The organism is Streptomyces sp. NPDC058157, assembly GCF_042884105.1.
Classification (GTDB): domain Bacteria; phylum Actinomycetota; class Actinomycetes; order Streptomycetales; family Streptomycetaceae; genus Streptomyces.
This window is the reverse complement of the sequence record NZ_JBHVUQ010000216.1, coordinates 1-11,209: the sequence shown is the minus strand read 5'-3', so window position 1 is coordinate 11,209 and position 11,209 is coordinate 1. Positions and strand designations below refer to the sequence as shown.

The 11,209-nt window shown below is 73.0% G+C and carries 10 protein-coding genes; 7 read left to right on the top strand and 3 right to left on the bottom strand.

Annotated features, from left to right (window positions below; all coding sequences use genetic code 11):
• The 5 genes from ACFVXK_RS32955 to ACFVXK_RS32935 all read left to right on the top strand — a co-directional run.
• Positions 1 to 655 (top strand): ATP/GTP-binding protein (locus ACFVXK_RS32955; protein ID WP_389619126.1); only part of this gene is annotated, 655 nt, incomplete at its 5' end.
• Positions 656 to 726: 71 nt separating this feature from the next.
• Complete coding sequence (locus ACFVXK_RS32950) at positions 727 to 1,956, top strand: cytochrome P450 (protein WP_389619123.1); 1,230 nt, start codon at positions 727 to 729, stop codon at positions 1,954 to 1,956.
• Positions 1,953 to 3,203 (top strand): cytochrome P450, encoded by a 1,251-nt coding sequence (locus ACFVXK_RS32945; protein ID WP_389619120.1) that lies wholly within the window; start codon positions 1,953 to 1,955, stop codon positions 3,201 to 3,203. The genes ACFVXK_RS32950 and ACFVXK_RS32945 overlap by 4 nt, the downstream gene beginning before the upstream one ends.
• A gap of 65 nt (positions 3,204 to 3,268) precedes the next feature.
• Positions 3,269 to 4,000: a hypothetical protein gene (locus ACFVXK_RS32940; RefSeq protein WP_389619117.1), complete on the top strand. Its 732-nt coding sequence runs from the start codon at positions 3,269 to 3,271 to the stop codon at positions 3,998 to 4,000.
• 512 nt (positions 4,001 to 4,512) lie between these two features.
• On the top strand, positions 4,513 to 5,688 hold the full coding sequence (locus ACFVXK_RS32935; protein ID WP_389619114.1) for an alpha/beta hydrolase family protein: 1,176 nt from the start codon (positions 4,513 to 4,515) through the stop codon (positions 5,686 to 5,688).
• Between the two features lie 36 nt (positions 5,689 to 5,724).
• Here the strand turns inward: ACFVXK_RS32935 and ACFVXK_RS32930 are convergent, their stop codons facing one another.
• The 3 genes from ACFVXK_RS32930 to ACFVXK_RS32920 all read right to left on the bottom strand — a co-directional run bounded on the left by ACFVXK_RS32930 (position 5,725) and on the right by ACFVXK_RS32920 (position 8,122).
• Positions 5,725 to 6,450, bottom strand: coding sequence for a zf-HC2 domain-containing protein (locus tag ACFVXK_RS32930; RefSeq protein ID WP_389619111.1), 726 nt, complete (start codon positions 6,448 to 6,450; stop codon positions 5,725 to 5,727).
• Entirely contained in the window at positions 6,447 to 7,052 is a 606-nt protein-coding gene (locus ACFVXK_RS32925; RefSeq protein WP_389619108.1) for a sigma-70 family RNA polymerase sigma factor, read from the bottom strand. Before ACFVXK_RS32925 ends, ACFVXK_RS32930 begins: the two co-directional genes overlap by 4 nt.
• A gap of 83 nt (positions 7,053 to 7,135) precedes the next feature.
• Positions 7,136 to 8,122 carry a DUF1996 domain-containing protein gene (locus ACFVXK_RS32920; protein ID WP_389619105.1) on the bottom strand — a complete coding sequence of 329 codons (987 nt, stop codon included), beginning with the start codon at positions 8,120 to 8,122 and terminating at the stop codon, positions 7,136 to 7,138.
• 164 nt (positions 8,123 to 8,286) lie between these two features.
• Between ACFVXK_RS32920 and ACFVXK_RS32915 the strand changes: the two genes are divergently transcribed.
• Together ACFVXK_RS32915 and ACFVXK_RS32910 are read left to right on the top strand one after the other, a co-directional pair.
• Complete coding sequence (locus ACFVXK_RS32915; protein WP_389619102.1) at positions 8,287 to 9,033, top strand: DUF1838 family protein; 747 nt, start codon at positions 8,287 to 8,289, stop codon at positions 9,031 to 9,033.
• Between the two features lie 429 nt (positions 9,034 to 9,462).
• Positions 9,463 to 11,209: S8 family serine peptidase (locus ACFVXK_RS32910; RefSeq protein ID WP_389619129.1), on the top strand; the 1,747-nt coding region annotated here is incomplete at its 3' end.

The following is an 11,209-nucleotide window of genomic DNA, read 5'->3' as shown; positions in this document are numbered from 1 at the left end:
GCGGCGTACCGCCTTCCCGAACCCGAACTCCTGGAGCAGGTGCTCGTTGGACTCCGCAACCTCTGACCCGGGCGCGCCCCGGCAGGCACTCCGCAGTACCGCCGACAACGGCCTGAAGATCGTGATCGTGGGCGGGTTCGGCGTCGGCAAGACCACCATGGTCCGCTCGGTCAGCGAGATCCGCCCGCTGAACACCGAGGAGACGATGACCCAGGCCGGGGAGGCCGTCGACCACACCGACGGCATCGCCGCCAAGACCTCCACCACCGTCGCCTTCGACTTCGGCCGGATCACCCTCGACGCCCGCAACGTGCTCTACCTGTTCGGCGCCCCCGGCCAGGAGCGGTTCTGGTTCCTGTGGGACCGGCTGTTCTCCGGCACCCTCGGCGCGGTCGTCCTCGTCGACACCCGGCGGCTCGCGGACTCCTGGTACGCCATCGATCGCCTCGAACACCACGGCACCCCCTTCGTCGTCGCCTGCAACGACTTCGGCGGGCCCGCCCACACCCCCGAGCAGATCCGCGCCGCCCTCGACCTGCCGCCCGAAGTCCCCCTGCTGTTCTGCGACGCCCGCTCCCGGGAGTCGAGCAAGCAGGTGCTCATCTCCCTCGTGCAGCACCTCCAGCACCTCAGCAGCCTCCAGCCCCTCCCGTAGCAGCGCCCGAGCCCCCGAGACCAGAGCCCTCCTGCCGAGGGCCGTCCCCGCACCCTCCCGGAGCCCACGCAGTGACCACCCCCGAGCCCCAGCCCGTCTACCTCGGCGGACCCCGCTTCCAGAGCGACCCCGCCGAGCTGTACCGGGAGATGCGCCGCGACCACGGCGCCGTCGCCCCCGTCGTCCTCGACGGGGACGTCCCGGCCTGGCTGGTCCTCGGCTACCGCGAACTGCACCAGGTCACCAGCGACCCGCAGCTGTTCTCCCGCGACTCCGACCTGTGGAACCAGTGGGACCGCATCCCCGCCGACTGGCCGCTGCTCCCGATGATCGGCCGCAAGCAGCCCTCCATCCTCTACACCACCGGCGAACGCCACCGCGAGCGCGCCGCCGTCATCAGCGAGGCCCTGGAGTCCGTCGACCCCTTCGAACTCAAGGGCCACGCCGAACGCTTCGCCGACGAGCTGATCGACGGCCTCTGCGGCAAGGGCTCCTGCGACATCGTCGGCGAATACGCCATGCTCCTGCCGCTGCGCGTCCTCGCCCGCATCTACGGCTTCTCCGACGAGCAGGGCCCCGGCCTCGTCACCGCCATGAACGACATGATCAACGGCCGCGAGGGCGCCCTGGCGGGCCAGCGCCACCTCGGCGAGTCCATGTACGCGCTGCTCGCCGCCAAGGCCGAGGCCCCCGGACACGACGTCGCCTCCCGGATGCTGGCCAACACCGCCGGGTTCACCCTCGCCGAGGTGGCCCAGGACCTGATGGTGATGATGGCCGCCGGACACCAGCCCACCGCCGACTGGATCGGCAACTCGCTGCGCCTGATGCTCACCGACGACCGCTTCGCCGCCTCCCTCGCCGGCGGCCGCCACAGCGTCGGCGAGGCCATGAACGAAGTGCTCTGGGAGGACACCCCGACCCAGAACGTCGCCGGACGGTGGACCACCCGCGACACCAAGCTGGCCGGCCGCACCATCGCCCGCGGCGACCTGGTCCTGCTGGGCCTGGCCGCCGCCAACGGCGACCCGCACGTACGCACCGACGCGGGCGCCCTCACCGGCGGGAACAACGCCTTCTTCTCCTTCGGCCACGGCGAACACCGCTGCCCCTTCCCGGCCCAGGAGGTCGCCGAGGTCATCGCCCGGACCGGCATCGAGGTCCTCCTCGACCGCCTCCCCGACGTGGACCTCGACGGACCGGCCGCCGCACTCACCCGGCGGCCCTCGCCCTGGCTGCGCGGCCTGACCGCGCTCCCCGTGACCTACACCCCGACCCCCGCGCTTGGAGCCACCCGATGAGCTGCCCGATCGACCACACCGGGGCCGTCCCCGCCGCCGCCCCGATCACCCTCGACCCCTTCGTCACCGACCTGGACGCCGAGAGCGCCGCCCTGCGCGCCGCCGGCCCGCTGGTCCGCGTCGTCCTGCCCGGCGGCGTCGGCGTCTACGCCGTCACCCACCACGCCGAGGCCCGCGCCCTGCTCACCGACCCCCGGGTCGTCAAGGACATCGACGTGTGGGACGCCTGGCGGCGCGGCGAGATCCCCCTGGACTGGCCGCTGATCGGCCTCGCCAACCCCGGCCGCTCCATGCTGACCGTCGACGGCGACGAGCACCGCCGGCTGCGCACCCTCGTCGCCCAGGCCCTCACCGCCCGCCGCGTCGAGAAGCTCCGCGCCGGCATCGAGGCCCTCACCACCGAAGCCCTCGACAAGCTGGCCGGCCTGCCCGAAGACGGGACCGTCGATCTGAAGGCCGCCTTCGCCTACCCGCTGCCGATGAACGTCATCAGCGAGCTGATGGGGGTGGACTCCGCCGAACACCCGCGCCTGAAGGCCCTGTTCGAGAAGTTCTTCTCCACCCAGACCCGCCCCGAGGAAGTCCCGCAGATGATGGCGGACCTCGGCGCCCTCTTCTCCCGGATCGTCGAGTCCAAGCGCGCCAACCCCGGCGACGACCTCACCAGCGCGCTCATCGCCGCCTCCGAGGACGGCGACCACCTGAGCACCGAGGAGATCACCAACACCCTCCAGCTGATGGTCGCCGCCGGCCACGAGACCACCATCAGCCTGATCGTCAACGCCGTCGTCGCCCTGGAGACCCACCCCGAGCAGCGCGCCCTCGTCCTCGCGGGCGAGGTCCCCTGGGAGAACGTCATCGAGGAGACCCTGCGCTGGGCCACCCCCACCTCGCACGTCCTGATCCGGTTCGCCACCGAGGACATCGAGGTCGGCGACCGGATCCTGCCCAAGGGCGAGGGCCTGATCGTCTCCTTCGGGGCGCTCGGCCGCGACGAGGCCCGGCACGGGGAGACGGCCGGCGCCTTCGACGTCACCCGCACCCCCAACCGGCACATCTCCTTCGGCCACGGCCCCCACGTCTGCCCCGGCGCGGCCCTCTCCCGCCTGGAGGCCGGCGTGGCCCTCCCGGCCCTCTACGCCCGCTTCCCGCACCTGTCCCTCGCCGTCCCGGCCGGGGAACTGCGCAACAAGCCGGTCCTGACCCAGAACGACCTGTTCGACCTCCCGGTGCGCCTGCACCCCTGAGCTGCGGAGGAAAGCGGAGGGAAATCGAATGGCAGTCGTACCGGAGCCGTTGGTAGGTTGATCACGTGCCGAAGCTGAATCAGATCATCGCAGTCGAAAAGGGCGTCAAGTCCAAGTCCCTCCAGGAACTTTCGCAGGCCCACCACGACGTGCAGAAGCCCGCCCTGCTGGCCGGCATCTCGCGTACGTACCAGCCCAAGGACGAGGAGGGCGAGCAGCTGCCGCCCGAGTCGACCCGGGTCCAGGTCATGGCGGAGGACGTGCTGCGGGCGACGGCCACCACGCTGACCCGCCTGTTCGACGTGACGGCCACCAAGGACTGGGCGAACCGCACCGCGGCCGCGGACGTCGTCGTCGACGGCAACGTGCTGCTCGCCCAGGTGCCGGTGCCCTACCTGCTCTTCCTGGAGAAGCAGCTGACCGACCTGCACACCTTCGTGCGCAAGCTGCCGGTCCTGGACGCGTCGGAGTCCTGGAACCTCGACCCGTCGACGGACTCCTGGAAGACGGAACCGGTACGCACCATCCGTACCAAGAAGGTGCCGCGTAACCACGTCAAGGCGGAGGCCACGGAGAAGCACCCGGCGCAGGTCGAGGTGTACTACGAGGACGTCGCGGTCGGCTACTGGACGACGGTGAAGTTCTCCGGCGCCCTGCCCGCCCGCCGGGTCAACGAGCTCCTCGACCGGGTGGAACGGCTTCAGCAGGCCGTGAAGTTCGCCCGCGAGGAGGCCAACGGCGCCGAGGTCACCGACCAGCGGGTCGGCGACGCCGTGTTCGGCTACCTCTTCAGGTAGCCCCGAGAACGCCCCCTGCGGCGCAGGGGGTGCGCGAGAGCGCAAGCTGAAACTGACGTTGAAGCTGAAACAGGGGTGTCAGTTGGGGGTTCGAATCCCTCCCCCGGCCCATTCGTGCCGGGGTGGCCCAAGCCGGCAGAGGCGGCCCCTTGAATCTCAGATTATCGCTCCAGTCTCAGCATTCGCCGCCGAACACCGGATCGACCGAGCAGGGACGATCACCGACGGATGGGGGTTCAAGTCCCTCCTGCGCCTCTTCCGTGGCGCGGTAGTTCAAAGGCAGAACACGTCGGCCTCAAGATGATCCCCGCTCTTAAAAGCCGCCGGTGTGCGCAATTGGGTGGCACACAGGGGCCCGGGAATTGGACATATTCCCGGGCCCCGTCACGTTTTCCGGGCAGCGCGGCCGCGGCCGTACGACTTCCCGGGGACGGCCGCTGCGACCGCAGACGGAGCGGGCGTCAGCCTGCGGGCCGACGAGCGCCGCCCGCGCCCCGCATAGCGTCGTGGTCATGAACACCACACGCCGCACCGCGGCCGCCGCGGCCTTACTCGCCCTCCTGCTCCCGGCCCCGCTCCTCGCAGCCTCCACCGCGTCCGCCGCGCCCACGTCCACCGCGTCCGTGGACGCCCGGACCGCCGGGCCCGAACTCCCGGCCCCCACCGGCCGTTCCGCCGTCGGCTCGGAGGACCTCCACCTCGTGGACCGCAGCCGCACCGACCCCTGGTCCCACGAAGGCCCCCGCGAGCTGATGGTCACCCTGCGCTATCCGGCGCAGCGCGGCACCGGACGCGCCCCGGCGCCCTACATGAGCACCGAGGAGGCCCGGCTGATCCTCGCCGACAAGGGCCTCGACAAGATCGTCGACCCCGCCGCCTTCGCCGCCACCCGGGCCCACGCCCGCGTCGGCGCCCGGCCCGTCGACGGCCGCTACCCGCTGGTCGTGCTCTCGCCCGGCTTCACCGTCCCGCGCGCCACCCTCACCTCCCTCGCCGAGGAACTGGCCTCCCGGGGCTACGTGGTCGCCTCCGTGGACCACGCCTACGAGAGCGCCGCCACCGCCTTCCCCGGCGGCCGGATCCTCACCTGCCTGGCGTGCGACCAGGCCGAGGGCCCGGGCGGCCGGGAGGCGGTCACCGACACGCGGGCCAAAGACGTCTCCTTCCTCCTCGACCGCCTCACCGGCCGCCACCCCGCCTGGCGCCACGCCGGGCTGATCGACCCCGGCCGCATCGCCATGGGCGGCCACTCCATCGGCGGCGCCGCCGCCCTGACCGCCATGGCCGCCGACCCGCGGATCAAGGCGGGCCTGAACATGGACGGCGGCCTGCCCGAGCCCTATCCCGCCGCCGGGATCGGCGGCCGCCCCTTCATGCTGCTCGGCTCGGCCGCGAGCGTGCCCGGGGGGCAGTCGGGCAACTGGTCGAAGCTGTGGCCCGACTTCGACGGCTGGAAGCGCTGGATCACCCTCGACGGCACCGACCACTTCGGCCCCACCGACTACCCGGCGCTGCGCGACCAGCTCGGCGTCCCCCACCCCGACGCCCCGCTGCCCGGCCCCCGCGTCCTGGAGCTGACCCGGACCTACGTCTGCGCCTTCTTCGACCGGCACCTCAAGGGGAAGCCGGCGCCGCTGCTGGACGGCCCGAGCGCCGACGCGCCCGAGGTCCGCTTCCACCACCCCTGACGGCCCGTACGGGGCCCCGCGCGCGGGGCCCCGTCCTCACACCGGCACGGACACGAAGGTCCGTCCCGACTCGTTCTCCACCAGCACCGCCCGCACGTCCGACGGGTCCACGGCCGCCGAGCCGTCCAGGGACGCGCCCTTGCCCTCGCCGTGCTCCGCCGTGCCCACGACCCAGCCGCCCGCCGTGGACCGCGTACCGTCCCGGGAGACCACCACCAGGCGGCACCGCTCCCCGGCCGGCACCCCGGTCACCGCCGCCCGTACCCGGATCCACCGGGACGCCGGGGTCACCTGCACGGTCATCCGCGCCCCGGTACCCGGATCGGTGGCCGAGGCCACCCTGGTCCCGGCCGGCGGCGGTGACGGCGCGGCCGACGCGCTCGGCGACGGCGGCGGGGGCAGCGCCGCCGTGCTCCCCGCGTCCCCGCCCAGCCGGGCCCCGGCCCAGAACACGGCCGCCAGCGAAGCGGCCGCCGCCAGCCCCGCCACCGCGCCCCGCCACCGGGTCCGCGCGGCCCGCTCGCCGCGCACCTGCCGCAGGGTCCGCTGGAGCAGCAGGTCGCTGCCCTGCGGGGGCCCGTCGAGGAACGCCTCCTCGGGCACCTCGCCCAGGACGCTCTCCATCTCGCGCAACGCCGCCACCTCCTCCCGGCACCCGGTGCAGTCGCCGACATGCTCCTCGACGCGCCGTACGTCCTCCTCGTCCAGGACACCGAGCACGTACGGTCCGAGCAGCTCCTCCTCGTGCCGCGGCGCGTTCACGCCACCACCTCCCGCAGTCCGCCGGGCTGCTGGGGCGGCCGGCCTGATCGTCTGTTCCCGCCGAACTCCTCGGCGCCGCCGTCCGTGAACACCGCGCGCAGGGCCTTGAGCGCGTAGTGCGAGCGCGACTTGACCGTGCCCGCCGGAATGCCCAGCCGGTCGGCGGCCTCCGCCACGCTGTGCTGGCGGTAGTACAACTCCGTCAGCACGTCCCGGTGTTCCGGCGAGAGCCGGTCCAGGGCGCCCAGGACCGTCATCGTGTCCACCACGGAATCCGCGTGGTCGCCCTCCACCGGGGGAGCGGCCGCCGCGTCGGAGACCTCCGGCGGCCGGGCCGCCCGGGCCCGGTACCGGTCGGTGACGATGTTCCGGGCCACCGTGAGCAGCCAGCCGCGCACCGAGCCCTTCCCGTTGACCAGCACCTCGGAATGCCGCCAGGCCCGGATCAGGGTCTCCTGGACGACGTCCTCGGCGGCGGCCCGGTCACCGGTGAGCCGGGTGGCGTACGCGAGCAGGGCGTTGCCGTGTTCCTCGTAGACCGCCCTGATCAGAGCCTCGTCGGTCGAGCCCCGCCGCGCGCGGGGCCACAGTGGTCCGGCCATTCACGCTCTCCGTCCGCCTGGTGCCATTCGGTGCGGTCGGAACACGCCCCGGACGCGGCGGCGGTTCACGTGACCTGCGTCACTCACATCCGGCACGAGCGGCCCTCGTTGAGGCAGGCGACGAGCTCCGCCATCCGCGCGTCGGTCATCACGTCCACGAACATCGCGTGGTCGGTGAGCGGGCTGTGCCGCTGCTCGGGGAAGGAGTCCAGCGCCAGCGGTACCCCCGGCGCCACCGCGTACGCCAGCGACACGCGCAGCTCCGGCACCGGGAAGGTGCCCTGCGGGCAGACCCCGGAGGCGGCGGGGAACGCCAGGTGGGAGCGGTGGTCCGGGCTGGCGGTGTCCAGGCCGTTCCAGCAGCTGGGGAAGACCAGCGTACGGGTGACCAGTTCGCCCGCCGGACAGCGCGGGTAGCCGGTGGTGGACCGGTCCGGCAGGCCCGAACAGCCCCAGCGGGCCCGGACCCCGGCGCCCCCGCCCGCCGTGTAGGCGACGGCGTCGCCGGTGATCGCCCGCAGGAACCGGGGCATCGCCACCACCGCGCTCACCGGACTGCCCCGGAACTCCACCCGCACCGAGGCCTCCGGCAGGATCTCGCCCGCGTTGCCGTGCCCGGCCGCACCCTCGTGCGGGCCGCTCCCGGGCCGGTCCGTGCGGCGCAGCACCGGCCAGTAGTAGGCGGAGCGGTCCCCTCCCGTGCAGCTGGTCGCGGCGGCGGCCAGGGAGGCGTCCGTGGACAGGGCGTCGGTGGACAGGTTCCCCACGTACGCGTGCGTGTGGTGGGCGCCCGCCCGCACCCCCGGCGAGACCACCAGGTTGTCCTCGTTCCAGTGCCCCTCCTCGTTGCGCCCGCACTCCACCGTCACCGTGCCCGTGGACGCCCCCGGCCCCGGCGCGGGCCCGGCGGGCCCGGGCGGCACCCGCCGCAGGTCCACGTACGGGCCCGCGACGGAGGCGGGCCCGGCCGCCCGCGACGCGCCCAGGACCGCGGCGGTGAGCCCGAGGCCCAGCACCAGGCAGGCCAGCAGCAGCGGAAGCCGGTGTTCCTTCCCCAAGGGGTTCCCCATGGCGGTCACGGTCGCCGGTGGTTCGTACAACCGTCAACCGGGCGGGCGTACGAGCCGCGCCCCGCCCCCTCGTAGGTCTCGCGGCGGCGGGCGCGAAGGGGCGTGCGGGAGTTGGCGCGCCAGGTGCTTGCCCGGCCGGATCCCGTCCGGCCAGAGTTCTCCGTATGACTCCGGACGACCTGCTGCGCGACTTCGCCCGCACCCGGGCCTCCCTCGACGGAGAGGAGGTCGTCTACTGGTGGACCGGCGACGTCCACTCCTGGGCCCCCGGCGAGCCCTACCGGCGCCTCTTCGGCTTCGAAGGGGTCAACGTCTCCCGGCTCGTGGCCGACGGGGCGGAGGGCGGCTACCGGATGCTCTCGCGCGAAGCCGCCTTCTACCTCGACCCCGCCACTCGGGAGATCCTGGAGACCTGGCAGGGGAAGCCCGTGGTCCACGTCTGGAACGACCCGGCCAACCTGCGCCTGCGGCCCTTCCCCGTCCCCCGGACCGAACTCGGCGGCCAGGTCTGCTTCAGCCTGGAGATCCCCCTCGCCTACCCCTCGCCGCTGCCCGTCGCGGACTACCCGCTCAACTCCGCCGACGACACCTACCGGGCCCTGGAACTCTTCCAGTTCTTCACCCCCGCCGAGGCCCTCGCCTCCGGGGCGCCGAGCGTCCCGGCGACCATGTCCTGGACGCGGATGTCCCCCTGGCTGCCCTGGATGGAGCAGGGACAACGCCCCGGCGGCCTCACCTTCCACTGCCGGGGCGTGAAGCTCGGCTCCTACACCGAGGTCCCCGAGCGCACCCGCGCCTACATCTCCGGCCGCCGTCCCGAGTTCGCACACGCCCCGGAGAAGTGGACCGAGCCGAACGAGACCAGCTGGACGTACTTCCGCGCCCTCCACCCGCGCGGCGACGGGGAGTAGCCCGCCGGGGGCGGTGCGGCCGCCCGTTCGTTGCGTGCAGATTGCACAGGTGTTTCACAGGGGTTCCACAGGCTTCCCCAGGGTCCGGACAAGGGTTTTCCCTGTATCGGGTTCATCCCCGCGTTGCCTACTGTCTGCCCACCGGCGGTCTCCCGCACCCCGAACTGCCCCCGCACCAACCCCACATGGTGTGAAGCCGTACGCGGAGGCGCGGATCGCCGGTACACACGCGGTCGCCCAGCCCCGCCGATGCGGCCGGGCGGCCTGGAGCGCGGCGGAGACCGGGGCGGAATGACCAGCCCTCCCGGTCCCGCGGCGCCTGTTCCACCTCCCACACCGCACACACCGGCCGCTCCGGCCTGTCCGGAACCGGCCCGTAAGGGGAACACCGTGCACGCACCCCGACGACGGCTCATATCCGTCGTGGCCATGTCCGTCACCCTCCTCGCAGGCTCCGCCACCGCCGCGGTGGCCCTGACCCCCGCGAGCGACCCGGCCGCCCACACCCTCCCGAACGCGGCGGCCCCCGCCGCCCCCGCCGCCGCCCCGGTCGAGAACCTGATCGTCGGCTACAAGTCCTCCGCGTCGGAGGCGAGCTCCAACACCGCGGCCGCCGACGACGCCGCCGCCAAGGGCAAGAAGGCCGGCAAGAAGGCGAAGTTCGACCGCCGCCTGGGCACCGGAGCCGCGCTCGTCAACCTGGGTGGTGCGACCGCCCCGGCCGACGCCGCCAAGGTGATGGACCAGTTCCGCGCCGACCCGGACGTCGCCTACGTCGAGCCGGACTCCCGCGCCTACGCCATGGCCACCCCGGACGACACCGAGTACGCCAAGCAGTGGGACCTCTTCGAGCCCACCGCCGGCATGAACGTGCCCGCCGCCTGGGACAAGACCACCGGCGCCGGCGTCACCGTCGCCGTGATCGACACCGGCTACGTGGCCCACTCCGACGTCGCCCCCAACATCGTCGCCGGCTACGACTTCATCTCCGACTCCACCGCCGCCCGCGACGGCAACGGCCGCGACAACAACCCGGCCGACCAGGGCGACTGGAGCGCCGCCGGCGAGTGCGGCACCGGCTCCAAGGCCAGCGACTCCTCCTGGCACGGCACCCACGTGGCCGGCACCATCGCCGCCGCCACCAACAACGGCAAGGGTGTCGCGGGCATCGCGTACAACGCGAAGATCCAGCCCGTCCGCGTCCTCGGCAAGTGCGGCGGCGCCACCTCGGACATCGTCGACGCCATCACCTGGGCCTCCGGCGGCACCGTCGCGGGCGTCCCGGCGAACGCCACCCCCGCCAAGGTCATCAACATGAGCCTCGGCGGCTCCGGCACCTGCAGCTCCAGCTACCAGAACGCCATCAACGCGGCCGTCGCCCGCGGCACCACCGTCGTCGTGGCCGCCGGCAACAGCAACGCCGACGCGGCCAACTTCACGCCGGCCAGCTGCAACAACGTCATCACCGTCGCCGCCACCAACCGCACCGGCGACCGCTCCTTCTACTCCAACTTCGGCGCCAAGGTCGACGTCTCGGCCCCGGGCGGCGAGACCCGCCGCGCCACCGACACGCCCGGCACCGTCACCACGCCCGAGAACGGCATCCTCTCCACGCTGAACAACGGCACCACCACCCCCGGCGCGGAGATCTACAAGCCGTACCAGGGCACCAGCATGGCCGCCCCGCACATCGCCGGCCTCGCCGCGCTCCTCGTGGCCGCCAAGCCCTCCCTCACCCCGGCGCAGGTCGAGGCCGCCATCAAGGCCAACGCCCGCCCGCTGGCCGGCACCTGCACCGGCGGCTGCGGCGCCGGCCTCGCCGACGCGGCGGCCACCGTCAACGCGGTGACCTCCACCCCGAACACGCCGTTCTTCGAGAACACCGCGGACTTCGCGATCAACGACAACGCCACGGTGGAGAGCCCGATCACCGTCACCGGTGTCACCGGCAACGCCCCGGCCGCCCTCAAGGTCGGCGTGAACATCGCCCACACCTACATCGGCGACCTGAAGGTCGACCTGGTCGCCCCCGACGGCACCGTCTACACCCTGCACAACCGGGCCGGCGGCAGCACCGCCAACATCAACCAGACCTACACCGTCGACGCCTCCTCCGAGGTCGCCAACGGCACCTGGAAGCCTGTCTCTAATAAACAACTGACGATGCCGACGAATC

Bases quoted from the DNA above. Each gene is read 5' to 3' on its own strand.
- ACFVXK_RS32945 (WP_389619120.1), top strand. From the start codon at position 1,953: ATGAGCTGCCCGATCGACCACACCGGGGCCGTCCCCGCCGCCGCCCCG.
- ACFVXK_RS32935 (WP_389619114.1), top strand. From the start codon at position 4,513: ATGAACACCACACGCCGCACCGCGGCCGCCGCGGCCTTACTCGCCCTC.
- ACFVXK_RS32925 (WP_389619108.1), bottom strand. From the start codon at position 7,052: ATGGCCGGACCACTGTGGCCCCGCGCGCGGCGGGGCTCGACCGACGAG.
- ACFVXK_RS32920 (WP_389619105.1), bottom strand. From the start codon at position 8,122: ATGGGGAACCCCTTGGGGAAGGAACACCGGCTTCCGCTGCTGCTGGCC.
- ACFVXK_RS32915 (WP_389619102.1), top strand. From the start codon at position 8,287: ATGACTCCGGACGACCTGCTGCGCGACTTCGCCCGCACCCGGGCCTCC.